Origin of the sequence: Duganella sp. FT27W (genome assembly GCF_009295655.1) — a bacterium.
Lineage (GTDB): Bacteria > Pseudomonadota > Gammaproteobacteria > Burkholderiales > Burkholderiaceae_D > Rugamonas > Rugamonas zoogloeoides.
Window position 1 is genome coordinate 125,149 of sequence record NZ_WHIV01000006.1, and the last position, 18,798, is coordinate 143,946.

Here is an 18,798-nt window from a genome sequence, read left to right on the forward strand (position 1 = left end):
GATAATGGAGGAGACACCATGACGTCAGGCAAAATCCTGGTAGCGCAAGGGGGCGGGCCCACCGCCGTGATCAACCAGTCGCTGGCCGGCGTGGTGCTCGAAGCGCGGCGCTTTCGCGACTGCACCCGCGTGTACGGCGCCATGCACGGCGTGCGCGGCATCATCGACGAGAACCTGGTGGACTTGACGCGCGAAACCAGCCAGAACCTGGAAATGGTAGCCGCCACGCCGTCATCGGCGCTAGGTTCCACCCGCGACAAGCCCGATATGGCCTACTGCGCCGAAATCTTCAAGGTGCTGCGCGCCCACGAGATCGAGCAGTTTTACTATATCGGCGGCAACGATTCGTCCGACACCGTGCGCATCGTCAGCGAGCAGGCGCAACAGGCCAACTACGCGCTGCGCTGCATCCACATCCCCAAGACCATCGACAACGACCTGGTCGGCAACGATCACACGCCGGGCTTTCCGTCCGCTGCGCGCTTCGTCGCGCAAGCGTTTGCCGGCGCCAACCTCGACAATGCCGCGCTGCCCGGCGTCTATGTCGGCGTGGTGATGGGCCGCCATGCCGGTTTCCTCACTGCCGCTGCCGCCCTTGGCAAAAAATTCCCGGACGACGGCCCGCACCTGATCTACCTGCCCGAACGGGTGTTTTCTCTCGACCAGTTTTTGCGCGACGTCAAAGATGTGTATGCGCGCTACGGACGCTGCGTGGTGGCAGTATCGGAGGGCATCCACGACGCCTCGGGCGCGGCAATCGCCACCCTGCTGTCGCAGGAAGTCGAGCGCGACGCCCACGGCAATGTGCAACTGTCGGGCACCGGTGCGCTGGCCGATTTGCTGTGCGACGAGATCAAGGCCAAGCTTGGCATCAAGCGCGTGCGCGGCGATACCTTCGGCTACTTGCAGCGCTCGTTCATCGGCTGCGTCTCGGACGTCGATCAGCGCGAGGCGCGCGAAGTGGGAGAAAAAGCGGTGCAGTTCGCCATGTGGGGCGACCGCGACGGCTCGGTCGCCATCAAGCGCACCGGCTTCTACTCGGTCGATTACGAATTGCAGGCCTTGCAGGACGTGGCCGGCAAGACGCGGGTGATGGAGGACGAATTCATTAGCGCCAGCGGCACCGATGTGACCGATGCGTTCCGCATGTATCTGCGCCCGCTGCTGGGGTCGGGCATGCCCGATGCGTTCCGGCTGCGGCCGGCGCCGGTTACGCGCATTCTGAGAGCATAGTGTTGTAGCATGCCTAAAATCACATAATGTTTCCAAATTAAAATAATAATGTTGCATTTTAGAACTGATATGCTATAGTCAGTTCACTAACATTATGGTGAGATGCCAGCGCGAGGCGCGGCTGTCGTCTTGCCCCTGATCGAATGTCCAAGCGCCCTCAGTCTCTCGAAACCACGCTCGTCACCATTGAGTTGCTCCGTCGGATTCCGCGAAAGCGGCGCATCACCGCTGTGCAGTTGCATCAACAGTTGCTGAACGCGGGAGTGGAGCGTGATCTCCGCACCATCCAACGCCAGTTGGATATGCTGACCGAGCATTTTGACATCGAACGCGACGAACGCAGCAAGCCCTATGGCTATCGCTGGAAAGAGCACGCCAGTGGACTGTCGCTGCCTGTGCTCAGCGAGCAGGAATCACTGCTGCTCCTGCTCGCTGAGCAACAACTGCGCAATTTGCTCCCAAGCCGGTTGATGAAGTCTATGGAAGGCTTTTTCCAACAAGCGCGTTCCAATTTTGAGACGACTAGCCCCGAAAAGCCAGCACAGCGTTGGCTCAGGAAGGTGTGCGTTGTCAGTGCCACGCAACCGCTGCTGCCACCAAAAATCGACCCCGACATCTTCGAGAGTGTCAGCAATGCGCTGTATGCCGATGTCTGGCTGGACATCGAATACCGCAATGCCGCCGGCCAGCACAAGTGTGCCAGCGTGATGCCGCTAGGCTTAGCTCAGCAAGGTGTTCGGCTGTATCTGGTGTGTCGCTATGCAGGCTACGACAATGAGCGAACACTGGCACTGCATCGGATTGCCTCAGCCCGCATGACGGACCGGACGTTCGAGCGTCCGTCTGATTTCGACCTCGAGCAATACGATGCAGAAGGGAACATGGGCATGGGTAATGGCCAGCATATCTGCCTGAGCTTTTGTATCGACAGCGATGCCGGACGCCATTTGCGAGAGTCACCGCTGTCGCATGACCAGCAGATTGTCGAACATGATGGCTGCATGGACGTCAGTGCAACGCTGGTCGATACCGAACAATTGCAATGGTGGTTAAACGGTTTTGGCAACAAGATCCGCAATATCCGGCGTGAGCCTGCCTACCCGACATTGCTGCGACACAAGTTGTCGTCGCCATGAAAGACAATGTTTTCATGTCCACTTCCCCCACTGATTTCCACCAGGCGAAAATATGAGTATTCCTGAAGCCACGCGTCATTCAAGCACCGAAACAGTACAGCAGCAAGCGCGGGAAGGCGAACGCCGCGCCGGTGCGATACGCGCTGGCGTGGCGCTGTCGGCACGCGAAACCGTGGAACGTTTCGGTAATGCCAGTGCCGAATTTATCAAGGGCTACCAAGGTGTCGATTACCAGACAGGTCAGACATTTTCCCGAAGTCTGGCCGGCATCGCGCAATATCAGGTCTGCACCGATTCGGAAAAAGCGGCGCTCGACAACATCAAGCAGCAAGCGGGCTTCTCCGCCGAAATTGCTGCCACCAGCCGCGACAATGCCGAGGCCATCATCAAGCGCTCCCCGGTGCGCAGCTCGCGCAGCGATGACCTGTCACAGTACGGCAGGAACCACAATGTCGTTGATCGTGTCCAGCTCATCGACGGCAAGATCATCGAGGGCACCCAGGCCCAGATGAAATTTGTCGGTCATCCCGACCAGTTGCTCAAGGCAATTGCGCGTCCTGACGGCAAGTTTGCCCGCTACCGCGGCGTGTTGCTCGAATTACCGTCAGAGCAGTACACGGAAGCGAAGGCGATTTGCCAGCAACAAGCGGAAGCGTTGCGGGAGCGTGCGGCGGCAGTGGAACAACACGGCAAGGCGGACGTGGCGGCCAAACTCCGCGCTGAAGCGGCCAACTACGATGAACTGGCCGGCAATATCCGCGACAGCGGCCTGACGACGGAACAGGCGATTTTTTACCGCAAACACCCCGAGCTGGCAACCTTGCGCGACATGGCCCGTACCAGCCATCGGGCAGGTGTGGAAGGCGCAAAATTCGGTGCACTGATCGGTGGCTGCATTTCCCTGCTCAAAAATTCCTTCGCGGTCGTGCAGGGCGAAACGACCCTGCGCCAGGCCGGCGTGGAAGTGGGACAGGATGCGTTGAAAGCGGGGGCGTTCGGCTATGGAACAGCCGCTGCCGGCGCCTTCATCAAGGCCGGCATGCAACAGTCGTCCCACCAGGCCCTGCGCGGTCTGGCCAACACCAGCGCCCCCACGATGGTGGTTGCGGTCTGTGTCTCGTTGGGCTGCACCATCAAGCGGTATGTCGAAGGCGACATCGACGAAACGGAACTGTTAATGGAGGTCGGCGAAAAAGGCGCGGGCCTGCTATCGAGTGGCATGATGGCGGCGCTCGGCCAGATCGCCATTCCCATTCCGTTTGTCGGTGCGGCCATCGGCGGCATGGTGGGTTATACGCTCTCATCCCTGTTCTACCAAAGTGCGGTCGATGCAGCGAAAGGGGCCCGTGCTTCCGGTGAGAACCTGGCGCGCGTGCGTGCCATCGAAACCAGTGCACGGGCCCGCATCGCGGAGGAGCAGGCTGCGCTCGACGCGTTCATCGCACGCGAATTCGCCCAATTGCATCACGACACGCGCTCGCTGTTCGCCGCAGTCGAAGCAACAGCTAATGGCAACACCGACGCGCTGGCGGCCGCCATCAATCATTACGCCACGCTGCTGGGCAAGCACCTGCAGTTCGAGACCCTGGCGGGGTTCGACGACTTCATGCTGTCGGACCAGCCGCTGTGCCTGTAATCCATACGATTCTTTTCACACATCCATTTGCTGGAGTTATTCATGCTACTGAAGCAGTTATCGCCGGAAGACAAACGCATCTTTCTGAGCATCGCGGAATTGTTGACCCTGGCCGACAAGCCGGTCTCGCGCAACGACACGGAAACGACCCGGGGCGGTGGCGCCCATCCGTCGTTTTCGACCACGCTGTTCATCCACCGCGAACAGCGCGACCTGGATGCCATCAATGAACTGGTGTGGCAGTGCGACCTGAGCAGCAATGGAAAAATGTTCGCATTGTTCACCGGCGCCCGCAACGCAAACCACATCGAAAACGCAATGCTCAAGCGGCTGGACAAGCTTCCCGTAGGCACGCTGGAAGATGCCGCAGCCCGCGCCACCGCCGCATTCGATGTCCTGCGCGATATCGTCAAGGGCCAGCAGGCCGCGACGCCAGCGGTGCCCAAGGTGATGCTGTTTGAACTGATGCTGCTGGCCCTTGCGCAAGGCACCATTTCAGCGATCACCTGGCAGTTGCTGGACGAAGTCAAATATCACTACCAGCTGGAAAACCATGTCTTCACCGATTTGCTGGAGCGCGCCCAATGCACGCACCGCGAAGCACAGAAGACCCTCGCCATCATTCTCGAATAAGGAGCAACATCATGCCTATCCCAATCATTCTTGGCGGTATCGCCATCGGCTCCGCACTGTACGGCGCTTACAAAGGCGTGAGTGGCGCCATTGACCACAACAAGGCCGGCGACATCAATGACAGCGCCCGGTCGATCGCCAATGCCGCCAGCGAAAAAGTCGAGACGCAACGCAAGGCAACCAACGCGGTGCTGGAAGACTATGGCACCCGCAAGTTGCGCGCTTTCAACGGCATCATCGCCGACTTTATTGCCAGCTTTGGCCGCCTCAAGCATGTCGAGGAAATTCATACCCCTGAACTCGACAAATTAAATCTCGGGGATTTTTCTTCGGTGTCGCTGCAGGAATTGCGCGATGACTACGCCTTGCTGAAAAGCTCGGGCCTGGGGCTGGGCTCCGGCCTCGGTGGCGGCGCCGCGCTGGCGTTTGGCGCCTACAACGGCACCATGCTGCTGGCGACCGCCAGCACCGGCACCGCGATCTCCACGCTGACCGGCGCGGCAGCGACCAATGCCACCCTGGCCTGGCTCGGCGGCGGCTCCCTGGCGGCCGGCGGCGGCGGTATGGCATTGGGCAGCATGGTGCTGGGCGGCATCGTAATGGGACCGGCCCTGGCCATCTTCGGCCACATTGTCGGCAACAAGGGGGAGGAAGCACTGAACAATGCGCGCAGCAACATGGAGCAGGCAAGAACCGTGCGCGACGAAGCCGAGTTGATGTCCAAAAAACTTGCCACCATTGAGCACGTATCGGCGCTGGCAAATGTCACGTTCTCGAAAATCAGCAGCCATCTGCGGCGCGCCGTCAGCGATCTCGACGGCGCCATTGGCAACCATGGCGAGGACTTCCGGCGCTTCCCGGTTGAAGCGCGCGAGGCGGTGATGCGCTCGGTGAAATTTGCCCAGTTGCTGAAAGCAATGATCGACACGCCGATCCTGGACCAGGACGGCAACCTGTTGTTGGCGACCGAGAAACGCGTCAACGAAATCTCCGGCCTGGCCGCCTGAAAGCTGGCGTACCGGTGACCACGTTTTCAACCGGAGAGGAGCGGCCCGCCATGCGGCAGCCGTTCCCCTGTTCGCAATGCGGCCTATGCTGCCAAAAAGTCGATATGGCGGAAGCAACCCGCTTTCTCGATCGCGGCGATGGCACATGCCGGCATTACGACACTACCTCGAAAGGCTGCACGATCTATGCGCAGCGTCCAGATATTTGCCGGGTGGAGCTCCATTACGACACCCACTATGCCAAAGTGTATAGCTGGAGCGAGTTTATCGAACTCAATAGCCAGGTGTGCCAAACGCTTGCCGACATGGAAATAAAACAGGCGGCCGATCCGCACCATCGACAACCGTCGTAAAAAAAGCCGTTCAGCAGCTGAACGGCTTTTTTTCGACACGACCAATACCGTGTTACACCACGATAGTCTGGTGCTCGTCACCCACGCGCGCGCGGATCTTGCCGATGGTGTACACGGTTTCGCCAGCTGCTTCCAGCTGGGCAATCGCTGCTGCCGCGTTCTCTTGCGAGACGATCACGGTCATGCCGATACCGCAGTTGAACACGCGGTGCATTTCAGCGTCGGCCACGCCGCCGTGCTGTTGCAGCCAGGTGAACAGCGGTGGCATGGTCCACGATTTGCCGTCCAGCTCGGCTACCAGGCCAGGCTGCAGCACGCGTGGGATGTTTTCGACCAGGCCGCCACCGGTGATGTGGACCATGCCTTTGACTTCCAGCGACGCCATCAGCGCCAGCAGCGGCTTGACGTAGATGCGGGTAGGCTGCATCAGCACGTCGGCCAGCTTGCGGCCGTGGAAGTCGCCTTCCAGGTCCGGTTTCGCGACTTCGATGATCTTGCGCACCAGCGAGTAACCGTTGGAGTGCACGCCCGACGAGGCCAGGCCCAGGATGATGTCGCCCGGGGCAATCTTGGTGCCGTCGATGATTTGCGATTTTTCCACCGCACCGACCGCGAAACCGGCCAGGTCGTATTCGCCGGCCGGGTACATGCTTGGCATTTCAGCGGTTTCGCCGCCGATCAGCGCGCAACCGGCTTGTTCGCAACCTTGGGCGATGCCCTTGATGACGTCGGTGGCGATGGCCACGTCGAGCTTGCCGCAGGCGAAATAGTCGAGGAAGAACAGCGGCTCGGCGCCCTGCACCAGGATGTCATTGACGCTCATGGCCACCAGGTCGATGCCGACCGTGTCGTGACGGTTCAGCTCAAACGCCAGCTTGAGCTTGGTGCCCACGCCGTCGGTGCCCGAGACCAGGACCGGCTCCTTGAACTTCTTGCTGATCTCGAACATGGCGCCGAAACCACCGAGGCCGCCCAACACGCCTTCGCGCAGGGTGCGCTTGGCAAATGGCTTGATCGCTTCGACTAAGGCGTCACCAGCATCGATATCGACGCCGGCGTCACGGTAGGACAGGGAAACATTTGAAGGTTGGCTCATGGTGTATTTCGCAGCGGAGGCGGTAAAATAGAAGGCGGAGACCGTTTTTATGGCCCGGTCAATCCGCTATTTTATCAAACTGCCCCGTCAAAATCCCTTTTTATGCCATTTGCCGCCATTTTTCTGCTCGTGGAAGCGAAAACAAACAGCGTTTCGGCCAGTTGTGGGGGCGGCACCTTCTATAATGCATAACGTTAACAAGAAAAATGACAAGCACGACGTTATGCAGATGAACACAACAGGACGAACACCATGAAGCAGCTGGTGCTCGATTTGGGCGCGGACCAGCCGCACAGCCTCGACGCCTTCGAGGTTGGCCAAAATGCCGAGGCAATGGCGCTGCTGGCCCAGTTCGCCTCGCGCACGGCGCGCGAGCACTTCGCCTATCTGTGGGGTAACGCGGGCGTGGGCAAGACCCACCTGTTGAAAGCCCTGGCCTCGGCCGGCGGCGAGGCCGAGCAATTGCGTGCGCGCTACATCTCGCCGTTCTCGATCGAAACCGAATTCGTCTATTCCCCCGACGTTGACCTGTACCTGCTCGACGACTGCGAAAAGCTGTCGCCGGTCGCGCAGATCGACGCCTTTGCCCTGTTTAACGAAATCCGCGCCAACAATGCCTTCATGGTGTGCAGCGGCGCGGTGGCCCCGGCGGTGTTGCCGGTGCGCGAAGATTTGCGCACCCGCATGGGTTGGGGCCTGATCTACCAGGTGCATGGCTTGACCGACGATGAAAAGGTCGCCGCCCTGGGTGCGGCCGCCACCGCGCGCGGCTTGACGCTGTCGCCGGGCGTGATACCCTACCTCTTATCTCATTTCCAGCGAGACATGAGTTCCCTTTCGACCATGCTCGATTCGCTGGATCAATATTCACTGGAAACCCAACGCCCGATCACGCTGCCGCTGTTGCGCGAGTGGTTGCAGGCGGAAGCAAAAGAATGAAAAAACTCGCCTTATTTGACCTCGACCACACCCTGCTGCCCATCGACTCCGACCACGAGTGGGGCGAGTTCCTGGTCCGCCTCGGCGCTGTCGATGCCGTCGAGTTCGCCCGCCGCAACGATGCCTTCTACGCCCAGTACCAGGCCGGCACCATCGACCCGGTGGAATATCTCGAATTCGCGCTCGGTACGCTGGCCCGGTTCCCACGCGCCAAACTGGACGAGATGCGTGCGCAATTCATGACCGAGGTGATCGTGCCCAACATCCGCCCCGCCGCGCTGGCGCTGCTCAAGCAGCACCAGGATGCCGGAGATTTGGTCGCCATCGTCACGGCCACCAACCATTTCGTCACCGAGCCGATCGCCCGCGCGCTGGGCGTGGAGCACCTGATCGCCGCCATGCCCGAGTTGGACGCGGACGGCAATGTCACCGGCCGGCTGCTGGGCACGCCCACCCAGGGCAAGGGCAAGATCACCCATACCGAAGCGTGGCTGGACAAGATGGGCAAGACTTTCGCGGATTTCGACACGGTCCACTTCTACAGCGACTCGCACAACGACCTGCCCCTGATGTCGCTGGTGAGCCACCCGGTGGCCACCAATGCCAACGCCACCCTGAAAACGCACGCCACCGCCCAAGGCTGGCAACTGATTGAACTGTTCAATGATTAAGAAACTGATCCGCAAAATCCTGGGCACCAAGACCAAGGTGCGCGACACCAATACCCCCGTGGTGCTGGGTCCGGACGCGCATGGCATCGATCCGAAACTGCTGTCGAACAACGCGGTACGCGTCACCAGCACCTTGCAGGAAGCCGGCTTCGAAGCGTTCGTGGTGGGCGGCGCAGTGCGCGACCTGCTGCTGGGCGTCAAACCCAAGGACTTCGACATCGCCACCAACGCCACGCCGGAGCAGGTACGAAAACTGTTCCGCCGCGCGTTCATCATCGGCAAGCGGTTCCAGATCGTGCACGTGATGTTCGGCCAGGACTTGCTGGAGGTGACCACCTTCCGTGGCACCACGTCGGACAACGCGCCCAAGGACGAACATGGCCGCGTCCTGCGCGACAACACCTTCGGCTCGCAGGCGGAGGACGCGGTGCGGCGCGACTTCACCATCAACGCCATGTACTACAACCCGGCGAACCAGCAGGTACTCGACTACCACGGCGGCATCGAAGACATCCGCGCGAAAACCCTGCGCATCATCGGCCAGCCCGAGGCGCGCTACCGCGAAGACCCGGTGCGCATGCTGCGCGTGGTGCGCTTTGCGGCCAAGCTAAAATTCACGATCGAGCCCACCACTGCCGCGCCAATCGCGCTGATGGCGCCGCTGATCGACAACGTGCCGGCCGCGCGCGTGTTCGACGAGATGCTCAAGCTGCTCATGAGCGGCCATGCACTGGCCTGCCTGCAGCAGCTGCGCAAGGAAGGCTTGCACCACGGCCTGCTGCCGCTGCTCGACGTGGTGCTGGAGCAGCCGATGGGCTTCAAGTTCGTCACGCTGGCGCTGGACTCGACCGACGCCCGCATCGCCGTCGGCAAGACCGTCTCGCCCGGCTTCCTGTTTGCGTCGCTGCTGTGGCACCAGGTGCTGGAAAAATGGACCGCGTACCGCGCAGCCGGCGAGCAGACGATTCCCGCGCTGCACCTGGCCGCCGACGACGTGCTCGATTCGCAAACTGAAAAACTGGCGCTGCAACGCAAGATCGGCACCGACATGCGCGACATCTGGTCGATGCAGCCACGCTTCGAGCGCCGCACCGGCAAGGCCCCGCACAAGCTGCTCGAACACCTGCGCTTCCGCGCCGGCTACGACTTCCTGCTGCTGCGCTGCGCGTCGGGCGAAATCGATGCCGAACTGGGCGAATGGTGGACCGCGTTCTACGAATCCGATGAAGCCGGCCGCGAGGCGTTGATCGCCAGCGCCAGCCGGGCGCCGCGTCCTCCGCGTGCTGCTGGTGCTGGTGCTGGTGGCGCCGGTGCTGCCGGTGTTTCGCGTGCAGGTGCTTCGCGTGCAGGTGGCGCTGGCGGTTTCGGTGCATCCGGTGCCCCGGATGCTACCGGCGCAGCCGGTGACGATGATTACGCCGATGCGCCGGCCCGCACCGGCGAAGCGCCCAAGCGCAAGCGTGCACCACGCCGCAGCCGCGCCCGTGGTCATGCGGCGGCTGCCGAAAGCGGCACGCCCGGTGCCGGCAATGGTGGCAACGGCGGCAATGGCGGTGCCGGCGGCGCGGGTTCCGATCACGACTGAGTGCAGTCATGAGCATCATCGCCAAACCGGATGAAGGCAGCTTCGCCTTCACCATCGCCTACATCGGCATCGGCGCCAACCTTGGCGACGCCCGCGCCAACGTGGCCGACGCCTTCGAGCGCCTGCAAAAGCTCGCGGGCTGCACGCTGATGGCCACCTCCAGCCTGTACCGCACGGCCCCCATCGACTCCAGCGGCGACGACTACATCAACGCGGTGGCGCGCATCGCCACCACGCTCGATGCCGAGGCCCTGCTGCGCGACCTGCACGCTATCGAGCAGGCGCACGGGCGCGAACGTCCCTACCGCAACGCCCCGCGCACGCTGGACCTGGACCTGCTGCTGTATGGCGACACCGTGATCGACACCCCGGCCTTGAGCGTGCCGCATCCACGCATCACCGAGCGCGCCTTCGTGCTGGTACCGCTGCTCGAACTGGCCCCGGCCATCCATATTCCCGGTCACGGCGCGGCGCAGGATTTTCTTGCGGCAGTCGCAGACCAGGGTATCTCCGCCCTCTGACCGCATCAACTTTCGACCTCCGGGCAGACGCCAGCGGTTACCGCTACACTAGCGCCGTCTGCCCCCATTTTTAAAGGATTACCATGTCTGGTTATTTGCAAGGAAACGAACTGGCCGCGAGCCAAAAGCCCGCCGCCAACGTGCCAGCACCTGCACCGGCCAAGTCGGCCGCCACCAAGGCAGTGACCATCCACACGCTGGCCGAGCTGCGTGCACGCGGTGAAAAAATCGCCATGCTCACCTGCTACGACGCCAGCTTCGCCTCGCTGATGGACCGCTGCGGCGTCGAGATCCTGCTCATTGGCGACTCGCTGGGCATGGTCTGCAATGGCCACCCGTCGACGCTGCCGGTCACGGTGGCCGAACTGGCCTATCACACGGCGGCCGTTGCGCGCGGCAGCAAGTCGGCAATGGTCATGGCCGACCTGTCGTTCGGTTCGTACGGCACGCCCGAAACCGCGTACCACAACGCCGTGCTGCTGATGCAGGCCGGCGCCCACATGATCAAGATCGAAGGCGGCGCCTGGCTGGCCGACACCGTGCGCTTCCTGACCGAGCGCGGCGTGCCGATCTGCGCCCACCTGGGCCTGACGCCACAATCGGTGCACCAGCTGGGTGGCTACAAGGTACAAGGCAAAACCGCCGACAGCGCCGAACTGCTCAAGCGCGACGCCATGGCCCTGCAAGCGGCCGGCGCCGCAGTGGTGCTGCTCGAAGCCATCCCCGCCGCGTTGGGCAAGGAAGTGACCGACCTGCTGACCGTACCCACCATCGGCATCGGCGCGGGCCCCGACTGCTCGGGCCAGGTGCTGGTGATGCACGACCTGCTCGGCGTCTTCCCCGGCCGCAAGGCGCGCTTCGTGAAAAACTTCATGGACGGCCAGACCAGCATCGACGGCGCCATCACCGCGTACGTGGGCGCGGTGAAGGACGGCAGCTTCCCGGCGCTCGAGCACTGCTTCTAAAGCAGGGCTGCCAGGCAATCGTCGAATGCCTGTAGCAAGCGCTGCAAATCCTCTTCGCTGGTGGCCGGACACACCAGCAGCATGTTGTGGAATGGCGTGATCAGTACGCCGCGATTGAGCAGAGTCAGGTGGATGGCCTGCTCCAACTCCTCGTCCATCAGTGCCATTGCCGCGCTGCCGTCAGGCGGTGGTACGGGGCCGAACTGGAATTCGGTGCGAGCGCCCACTTGCGTCACGCACCATGGCAAACCGTGCTTCGCGATGCTGGCACGCAGGCCGTCGGCCAGTTGCTGCGCCAAGGCGAACATCTGTGTATAGGCCGCCGCCGTCATCACCTGCTCCAGGTTGGCGCGCATGACGGCCATGGCGAACATGTTGGCCGACAGCGTGGTGCCGATGCCCGAGTGGCCGGCCGGGGCGCTGCGCTTGGCGTGTTCCACCCGGCGCGCCAGTTCCTCAGTCATGCCGTACGCCGCGCAAGGCAGGCCCCCGGCCAGCGGCTTGCCGATCACCACGGCGTCGGGCCGCATGCCGTGTGCTTGCGCATAGCCACCGGGGCCGCTGCTGATGGTGTGGGTTTCGTCGATCACCAGCAGCGTGCCGTGGCGCGCGATGATGTCCGCTGCCGCCTGCCAGTAACCGGGCTGCGGCAGCACCATGCCGACGTTGGTCATCACCGGTTCGGCCAGCACGCAGGCGACATCGCCAGCGCTTAGTGCAGCGTCCAGCGCAGCCAGGTCGTTGAACTCCACGACCACCGTGTGTGCGGTCAGGTCGTGCACCTGGCCCAGCAGGCTGGCGCGCTGCACCAGTACGCCATTCTTCAGGTCCACAAACACATCGTCCACGGTGCCGTGGTAGCAGCCGTTGAATACCAGGATCTTGCTGCGGCCCGTGGCTGCGCGCAGCCAGCGCAGCATGAAGCGGTTGGCGTCCGAAGCGGATAATGCGAACTGCCAGTACGGCAGGCCGAAGCGGCGCGCCAGTTCTGCTGCCACCGGTGCGGCATCGTTTGAAGGCAGCATCGCCGTGTAGCCACGCGCGGCCTGGCGCGCGATGGCGGCAGCCACGGGAGCCGGGGCGTGGCCGAACATGGCGCCGGTGTCGCCGAAGCAGAAGTCGGCATATTGCATGCCGTCGGCGTCGATAAAGTGTGCGCCCGAGGCTTCGGCCACCGTCAACGGGAACGGCGTGGACCAGTCGTTCATCCAGTGCATCGGCACGCCGAACAGCAGGTGCTGCGCCGCTTGTGCAGCCAGGACTTGGGATGCCGGATGGCGGGCGATATAGTCGCCGCGTTCGCGCGCGGCCAGCGCTTGCACGCGGGGCCAGTTCAATCCGTCGCGGGTAGCCATGCGCCCTCCTACACCAGCAGCATCAGGTGCTCGCGCTCCCAGGAGCTGATCACGCGGCTGTAGGTGGCAAATTCAAGCTCCTTCACTTCGCAGAATGCTGCCACGAACAGGTCGCCCAGGATATCGCGCAGCGGCGCGCATTCGCGCAGGCGGTTTATCGCGTCCTCCAGGTTGCGCGGCAGGTGGTCGTGCACCTGCTCGGCGCTGCCGGCCATCGGCGGCGAGGCGGTCAGCCCTTGCGTCATGCCCAGGTAGCCGCAGGCCAGCGTGGCGGCCATGGCCAGGTATGGGTTGACGTCCACGCCCGGCACGCGGTTTTCCACGCGCCGGTTGGCCGGCGTGGAGTTGGGGATGCGCAGCCCGCAGGTGCGGTTGTCGTAACCCCAGTGCACATTGGTCGGCGCCGACATGAAGCGCGACAGGCGCCGGTACGAATTGACGTGCGGCGCAAACAGCAAGGTGGCCGCCGGCGCGAATTGTTCGAGACCGGCGATATAGCTGAAAAACAGGCCGCTGGCGCTGCCGTCAGCATTGCTGAAGATATTGGCGCCGGTGGCTGCAGCGAGCACGCTCTGGTGGATGTGCATGGCGCTGCCCGGCTCCGCTTCCATCGGCTTGGCCATGAAGGTGGCGAAGATGCCGTGCCGTAGCGCCGTCTCGCGCACGGCGCGCTTGAACAGGAACACGCGGTCGGCCAGCTCCAGCGCCTCGCCGTGGGTAAAATTGATTTCCATCTGGCCGGCGCCCGCTTCGTGGATCAGCGTTTCCACGCCCAACTGGTGCTGCTTGCAGAAGGTGGACAGCTCGAGGAAGAACGGATCGAAATCGTTGACGGCGTCGATCGAATACGATTGCCGGCCCGATTCCACCTTGCCGCTGCGCCCCAGCGGCGGCGTAAGCGGCTCGTGCGGATTGCTGCTGCGCGCCACCAGGTAGAACTCCAGCTCCGGCGCCACCACCGGCTGCCAGCCTTGCCCGGCGTACAGCTTGAGCACCTGGCGCAGCACCGCGCGCGGCGACAGGCCCACCGGCGTGCCGTCGAAATTCTGGCAGTCGTGGATGACCAGCGCGACGTTTTCCGCCGCCCACGGCACTTGCCGCAGGGTGGCCGGATCGGGCACGCAGATCATGTCCGGGTCGGTCACGCCCACGTAGGGCCGGTTGTTGGGCTGCTCACCGTTGACGGTATTCAGTAGCACGCTCTTGGGCAGGCGCATTTCGCCCTCGCCCAAGAACAGGTCCTTGGGCAGGATTTTGCCGCGCGCGATACCGGTCATGTCGGCGATCACGCATTCGACTTCGTGGATGTTACGCTCGCGCAGAAAATCCTTCATCGCCTGCGTCATGACCGCTCTCCCGGTGGTTTAGCCGATCTGGATCCAGGTGGTTTTCAGCTCGGTGTACTTGTCGAACGCGTGCAGCGACTTGTCGCGGCCATTGCCCGACTGCTTGTAGCCGCCGAACGGCACGGTGATGTCGTCGTTGTCGTACTGGTTCACGTGCACGGTGCCGGCCCGCAGCGCACGCGAGGTCTGCACCGCTTTCGTCAAATCCGACGTCCATACCGCTGCGTGCAGACCGTACACGGTGCCATTGGCCTGCCTGATTGCGTCGCTCAAGTCGGTAAAGCTCAGTACCGACAGCACCGGTCCGAAAATCTCTTCGCGCGCGATGGTCATGCCGCTCTCCACCTGGTCGAACAGGGTGGGCTCCACAAAAAATCCGCCGGTACCGTCTCGCACGCGAGCGCCACCAGCGAGCAGGCGCGCACCACCGGCCTTGCCGGCTTCGATATAACCCATCACGGTATTGAGCTGGGTGGCATCGACGATGGCGCCCATCACCGTGTTCTCGTCGAGCGGATCGCCCGGTGCGAACGACGGCATCATGGCCAGCGCCTTTTCCAGGAAGCGCTCCCGGATCGACTCTTCCACGAACAGCCGTGACGGCGCGTTGCAGCTCTGGCCCTGGTTGAAATAGATCGAGCCGATGGCAGCAGCCACCGCCGCATCGAGGTCCGGGCAATCGGCGCAGACGATGTTGGCCGACTTGCCGCCCAATTCCATCCAGGCGCGCTTGAGGTTCGATTGCCCTGCCATCTGCATGATCTGCTTGCCCACGGGGGTGGAGCCGGTGAACGCAATGCAATCGACATCCATGTGCAATGCCAGCGCGGATCCTGCCTCGTTGCCGTAGCCGGGCACCACGTTGAACACGCCGGCAGGAATGCCCGCCTGCAGCGCCAGGTCGCCCAGGCGCAGCGCGGTCAATGGCGATTTTTCTGAAGGTTTCAATATCACGCTGTTGCCGGCAGCAAGCGCAGGCGCGATCTTCCACGCGGCCATCAGCATCGGGTAATTCCACGGCACGATGGCGCCGACTACGCCCACCGGCTCGCGCGTGATCAAGGCCAGGCTGCTGTCGGCCGTGGGCGCGATTTCGTCGTAGATCTTGTCGATCGCCTCGCCGTACCAGCGGATGCAGTTGGCGGCGCCGCCGACGTCCACGCTCTGGCTGTACTTGATCGGCTTGCCCATGTCGAGCGTCTCGAGCAGCGCCAGCTCCGCGCCGTGCTGCTGGATCAAATCGGCAAACTTGATCAAGACGCGCTTGCGCTGCGCCGGCGCCTTGCCGGCCCACGCGCGCGCCTCGAACGCGGCGCGGGCGCTGGCCACTGCCGCTTCGATATCCTGGCCATCGCAGCGCGCCACCATGCCCAGCGAGCGGCCGTCGATGGGCGAACGGTTGTCGAACTGCTGGCCGCCCTGCGCCCACACGCGCTGGCCGCCGATCAGGGCGCGGCCGTCCGGTGTGACGGCGGCGGCGCGGTCATGCCACGAGGCTGCGGTCATGTCATTCTCCCTGTAGCCAGCCGCGCTGTTTTACGTCGGCATAGGTGAGATCGAGGCAATGCCGGATCAGGGTAATCATCTCGTCGATCTGCTCGCGCGTCATCACCAGCGGCGGCGCGATGATCATGCGGTCGCCCACGGCGCGCATGATCATGCCGTTGCCGAACATATGGCCGCGACACACCATGCCCACGCCAAGCTCGCTGTCGAACGGCACATTGTCATGCGGCTTGTCGGCCTTGGTGCGCACGAGGTTCAGGCCCGCGACAAAGCCGCAGCTGTCGGCGTAACCGACCAGCGGATGATCGGCCAGTTCGGCAAAGCGCTGCTTGAGGTACGGGCCGGTATCGTCGGCCACGCGTTCGATCAGCTTTTCCTCTTCCAGGATGCGGATGTTTTCCAGCGCAGCCGCGCACGCGACCGGGTGGCCGGAATAGGTGAAGCCGTGATTGAACTCGCCGCCCTGCCCGATCAATACTTCGGCCACGCGGTCGCCCACCAGCACGCCGCCGAGCGGGATATAGCCGGACGTGACGCCCTTCGCGAACGTGATCAGGTCGGGCCGGATGTCGAACAGTTCGGACGAGAACCAGCGCCCCAGCCGCCCGAAGCCGCAGATCACTTCATCGGCGATGAGCAGGATGCCGTACTTGTCGCAGATGCGCTGGATCTCGGGCCAGTACGTGGCCGGCGGGATGATCACGCCGCCCGCACCCTGCACCGGCTCACCGATAAAGGCAGCGACTTTGTCAGCCCCCACTTCGAGGATTTTCTGCTCCAGCCACGATGCCGCCTCGATGCCGAATGCGTCCTCGGTCATGCCGCGCCCCGACTCCAGGTAATTGGGCTGGCCGATGTGGACGATGCCCGGAATCGGCAGGCCGCCCTGGGTGTGCATGTCGGTCATGCCGCCGAGCGAGGCGCCGGCCACCGTGCTCCCGTGATACGAATTGTGCCGGCTGATGATGGTGTGGCGTTCCTTGTAGCCCAATACGTCCCAATAGCGGCGCACCATGCGCAGGTTGGTGTCGTTGGCCTCGGACCCGGAGCCGGTGAAGTACACGTGGTTGAACTGCGCCGGTGAAATCGCCGACAGTTTATTGGCCAGCAGTACCGCCGGCACATTGGTGGTGTTGAAGAAGCTGTTATAGAACGGCAGCGTCTCCATCTGGCGGTACACGGCGTCCGAAATGCTCTTGCGGCCGTACCCGACATTCACGCACCACAGCCCCGACATGCCATCGAGGATCTTGTTGCCTTCCGAGTCCCACAGGTAGATGCCCTCGCCGCGCACCATCACGCGCGCACCTTTTGCGCCAAGCGCCTTGTGGTCGGTGAACGGGTGCATATAGTGCGCCGTGTCGAGCTTCTGGATGGCAGCGGTGTCGTACAGTTCTTTGAGCTGGATGGTCATGTTCTGGTCTCCGTGTATCTGTTACTGGGTCAGACGTGCAGCAGCAGGTGCTCGCGCTCCCATGGGCTGATGACGGTCATGAATTCCTGGTGTTCGAGATCCTTGATGGCGGCATAGACGTCGATGAAGCGCTCACCGAGCACGGTGCGCAGCCGGTCTTCGCGGCGCAGCAGTTGCAGCGCCTCGGGCAGTCCCTGCGGCAGTTCCACGTCAAGGTCGTAGGCGCTGTCGGTGGTCATGGCCGTGGGCTCGATCTGATCGATCATGCCCAGGTAGCCGCAGGCCAGCGTGACGGCCAGCGCCAAATAGGGGTTGGCGTCGGCGCCGATGATGCGGTTTTCCACGCGGCGGTCGTTCACGCCCGATTCCGGCACGCGGAAGCCGACGGTGCGGTTGTCCATGCCCCACTGGATGTTGATCGGTGCGGCCGTGTGGCGCACGATGCGGCGGTACGAATTGACGTACGGCGCCACGATCGCCATCGCCGACGGCATGTAGCGCTGCAGGCCGCCGATGTAGTGTTTGAAAATCGGCGCGGCCGAGCCGTCGTCGGCGCTGAAGATGTTCTTGCCGGTCTTGATATCGACCACGCTCTGGTGCACGTGCATCGCCGATCCGGGTTCGCCGGCCATCGGTTTGGCCATGAAGGTGGCGTACATATCGTGCTTGAGCGCCGCCTCGCGCAAGGTGCGTTTGAAGAAGAATACCTTGTCGGCCAGGCCCAATGGATCGCCGTGCAGGAAGTTGATCTCCATCTGGCCTGCGCCGATTTCGTGGATCAACGTATCGACGTCGAGGTTCATCGTTTCGCAGTAATCGTAGATGTCCTCGAACAGCGGATCGAACTCGTTGACGGCGTCGATGCTGTACACCTGGCGGCTGGTTTCGGCGCGGCCGCTGCGGCCGATCGGTGGACGCAATGGCAGATCGGGATCGGTGTTCTTGGCGGTGAGGTAAAACTCCAGTTCGGGCGCCACCACCGGCTTCCAGCCCCGGTCCGCGTACAGCTTGAGCACGCGGCGCAACACCGAGCGCGGGGCGAAGTCCACCAGGCGGCCGTCGGCAAAATAGCAGTCGTGGATCACCTGCGCGGTAGGGTCGCTGGCCCACGGCACCATGGTAATGGTGGTGGGGTCAGCCTTGAGGATCATGTCGCGGTCGGTGCTGGAAATGGCGCGGTCGTAGGCCGCATCATCGACTGGGTAATTGCCGGTGACGGTCATGCCGAGCACCGCTTCCGGGATGCGCATGCCGCGCTCCTGGGTGAATTTACCGCGCGGGAGTATCTTCCCGCGCGCCACGCCGGTCAGGTCGGGCACCAGGCATTCGATTTCGGTGACGTGCTTTTCGTTGAGCCACACGTCCATGTCGGTGTAGGTGAAGTTTTCGCGTATCGCCATCA

At 62.9% G+C, this 18,798-nt stretch carries 17 protein-coding genes; 11 read left to right on the forward strand and 6 right to left on the reverse strand.

What is annotated here, in order from left to right; translation table 11 throughout:
• Window positions 1-18: 18 nt before the first annotated feature.
• From F8197_RS26180 to F8197_RS26205, 6 genes are all read left to right on the forward strand, one after another.
• Window positions 19-1,233, forward strand: a complete 1,215-nt coding sequence (locus F8197_RS26180) for a 6-phosphofructokinase (RefSeq protein WP_152884813.1) — start codon at window positions 19-21, stop codon at window positions 1,231-1,233.
• Window positions 1,234-1,376: 143 nt separating this feature from the next.
• Entirely contained in the window at window positions 1,377-2,369 is a 993-nt protein-coding gene (locus tag F8197_RS26185) for a YafY family protein (RefSeq protein WP_152884815.1), read from the forward strand.
• 148 nt (window positions 2,370-2,517) lie between these two features.
• A complete protein-coding gene (locus F8197_RS26190) occupies window positions 2,518-4,005 on the forward strand; it encodes a hypothetical protein (protein ID WP_227012429.1) in 1,488 nt (495 codons plus the stop codon).
• Between the two features lie 42 nt (window positions 4,006-4,047).
• On the forward strand, window positions 4,048-4,638 hold the full coding sequence (locus F8197_RS26195; RefSeq protein ID WP_152884819.1) for a hypothetical protein: 591 nt from the start codon (window positions 4,048-4,050) through the stop codon (window positions 4,636-4,638).
• 11 nt (window positions 4,639-4,649) lie between these two features.
• Window positions 4,650-5,645 carry a hypothetical protein gene (locus tag F8197_RS26200; protein ID WP_152884821.1) on the forward strand — a complete coding sequence of 332 codons (996 nt, stop codon included), beginning with the start codon at window positions 4,650-4,652 and terminating at the stop codon, window positions 5,643-5,645.
• A gap of 50 nt (window positions 5,646-5,695) precedes the next feature.
• Window positions 5,696-5,998, forward strand: coding sequence for a YkgJ family cysteine cluster protein (locus F8197_RS26205; protein ID WP_152884823.1), 303 nt, complete (start codon window positions 5,696-5,698; stop codon window positions 5,996-5,998).
• A 52-nt stretch (window positions 5,999-6,050) separates the two neighbouring features.
• Here F8197_RS26205 and purM read toward each other — a convergent pair whose 3' ends face one another.
• Window positions 6,051-7,094 (reverse strand): phosphoribosylformylglycinamidine cyclo-ligase, encoded by a 1,044-nt coding sequence (purM, locus tag F8197_RS26210; RefSeq protein WP_152884824.1) that lies wholly within the window; start codon window positions 7,092-7,094, stop codon window positions 6,051-6,053.
• A gap of 252 nt (window positions 7,095-7,346) precedes the next feature.
• Here purM and hda point away from each other — a divergent pair, with 252 nt between their 5' ends.
• The 5 genes from hda (at window position 7,347) to panB (ending at window position 11,775) form a co-directional block, all read left to right on the forward strand.
• Window positions 7,347-8,033, forward strand: a complete 687-nt coding sequence (gene hda / locus F8197_RS26215) for a DnaA regulatory inactivator Hda (RefSeq protein ID WP_019923773.1) — start codon at window positions 7,347-7,349, stop codon at window positions 8,031-8,033.
• Window positions 8,030-8,704 (forward strand): HAD family phosphatase, encoded by a 675-nt coding sequence (locus F8197_RS26220; protein ID WP_056138040.1) that lies wholly within the window; start codon window positions 8,030-8,032, stop codon window positions 8,702-8,704. The genes hda and F8197_RS26220 overlap by 4 nt, the downstream gene beginning before the upstream one ends.
• On the forward strand, window positions 8,697-10,289 hold the full coding sequence (gene pcnB / locus F8197_RS26225; RefSeq protein ID WP_152884826.1) for a polynucleotide adenylyltransferase PcnB: 1,593 nt from the start codon (window positions 8,697-8,699) through the stop codon (window positions 10,287-10,289). Before F8197_RS26220 ends, pcnB begins: the two co-directional genes overlap by 8 nt.
• A gap of 8 nt (window positions 10,290-10,297) precedes the next feature.
• Window positions 10,298-10,810 carry a 2-amino-4-hydroxy-6-hydroxymethyldihydropteridine diphosphokinase gene (gene folK, locus F8197_RS26230; protein WP_152884827.1) on the forward strand — a complete coding sequence of 171 codons (513 nt, stop codon included), beginning with the start codon at window positions 10,298-10,300 and terminating at the stop codon, window positions 10,808-10,810.
• A gap of 83 nt (window positions 10,811-10,893) precedes the next feature.
• On the forward strand, window positions 10,894-11,775 hold the full coding sequence (panB, locus tag F8197_RS26235) for a 3-methyl-2-oxobutanoate hydroxymethyltransferase (protein WP_193333575.1): 882 nt from the start codon (window positions 10,894-10,896) through the stop codon (window positions 11,773-11,775).
• On the opposite strand, the gene F8197_RS26240 is transcribed toward panB, so the two are convergent.
• Genes F8197_RS26240 through F8197_RS26260 form a run of 5 tightly spaced genes read right to left on the reverse strand, consistent with a single transcriptional unit; the run spans window position 11,772 to window position 18,796 of the window.
• A complete protein-coding gene (locus F8197_RS26240; RefSeq protein ID WP_152884829.1) occupies window positions 11,772-13,130 on the reverse strand; it encodes an aspartate aminotransferase family protein in 1,359 nt (452 codons plus the stop codon). The two genes, panB and F8197_RS26240, sit on opposite strands and share 4 nt — an antisense overlap.
• Window positions 13,131-13,138: 8 nt before the next feature.
• A complete protein-coding gene (locus F8197_RS26245; RefSeq protein ID WP_152884831.1) occupies window positions 13,139-14,476 on the reverse strand; it encodes a glutamine synthetase family protein in 1,338 nt (445 codons plus the stop codon).
• An 18-nt stretch (window positions 14,477-14,494) separates the two neighbouring features.
• Entirely contained in the window at window positions 14,495-15,982 is a 1,488-nt protein-coding gene (locus tag F8197_RS26250) for an aldehyde dehydrogenase (protein WP_152884834.1), read from the reverse strand.
• A 1-nt stretch (window position 15,983) separates the two neighbouring features.
• Window positions 15,984-17,396, reverse strand: coding sequence for an aspartate aminotransferase family protein (locus F8197_RS26255; RefSeq protein ID WP_152884836.1), 1,413 nt, complete (start codon window positions 17,394-17,396; stop codon window positions 15,984-15,986).
• A 29-nt stretch (window positions 17,397-17,425) separates the two neighbouring features.
• Window positions 17,426-18,796, reverse strand: coding sequence for a glutamine synthetase family protein (locus F8197_RS26260; protein WP_056138053.1), 1,371 nt, complete (start codon window positions 18,794-18,796; stop codon window positions 17,426-17,428).
• Window positions 18,797-18,798: the final 2 nt, after the last annotated feature.

Coding starts and splice junctions, on each gene's coding strand:
- F8197_RS26200 (WP_152884821.1), top strand. CDS start 4,650: ATGCCTATCCCAATCATTCTTGGCGGTATCGCCATCGGCTCCGCACTG.
- F8197_RS26240 (WP_152884829.1), bottom strand. CDS start 13,130: ATGGCTACCCGCGACGGATTGAACTGGCCCCGCGTGCAAGCGCTGGCC.
- folK (WP_152884827.1), top strand. CDS start 10,298: ATGAGCATCATCGCCAAACCGGATGAAGGCAGCTTCGCCTTCACCATC.
- panB (WP_193333575.1), top strand. CDS start 10,894: ATGTCTGGTTATTTGCAAGGAAACGAACTGGCCGCGAGCCAAAAGCCC.
- F8197_RS26245 (WP_152884831.1), bottom strand. CDS start 14,476: ATGACGCAGGCGATGAAGGATTTTCTGCGCGAGCGTAACATCCACGAA.
- F8197_RS26255 (WP_152884836.1), bottom strand. CDS start 17,396: ATGACCATCCAGCTCAAAGAACTGTACGACACCGCTGCCATCCAGAAG.
- F8197_RS26180 (WP_152884813.1), top strand. CDS start 19: ATGACGTCAGGCAAAATCCTGGTAGCGCAAGGGGGCGGGCCCACCGCC.
- pcnB (WP_152884826.1), top strand. CDS start 8,697: ATGATTAAGAAACTGATCCGCAAAATCCTGGGCACCAAGACCAAGGTG.
- F8197_RS26185 (WP_152884815.1), top strand. CDS start 1,377: ATGTCCAAGCGCCCTCAGTCTCTCGAAACCACGCTCGTCACCATTGAG.
- hda (WP_019923773.1), top strand. CDS start 7,347: ATGAAGCAGCTGGTGCTCGATTTGGGCGCGGACCAGCCGCACAGCCTC.
- F8197_RS26260 (WP_056138053.1), bottom strand. CDS start 18,796: ATGGCGATACGCGAAAACTTCACCTACACCGACATGGACGTGTGGCTC.
- F8197_RS26220 (WP_056138040.1), top strand. CDS start 8,030: ATGAAAAAACTCGCCTTATTTGACCTCGACCACACCCTGCTGCCCATC.
- F8197_RS26195 (WP_152884819.1), top strand. CDS start 4,048: ATGCTACTGAAGCAGTTATCGCCGGAAGACAAACGCATCTTTCTGAGC.
- purM (WP_152884824.1), bottom strand. CDS start 7,094: ATGAGCCAACCTTCAAATGTTTCCCTGTCCTACCGTGACGCCGGCGTC.
- F8197_RS26250 (WP_152884834.1), bottom strand. CDS start 15,982: ATGACCGCAGCCTCGTGGCATGACCGCGCCGCCGCCGTCACACCGGAC.
- F8197_RS26205 (WP_152884823.1), top strand. CDS start 5,696: ATGCGGCAGCCGTTCCCCTGTTCGCAATGCGGCCTATGCTGCCAAAAA.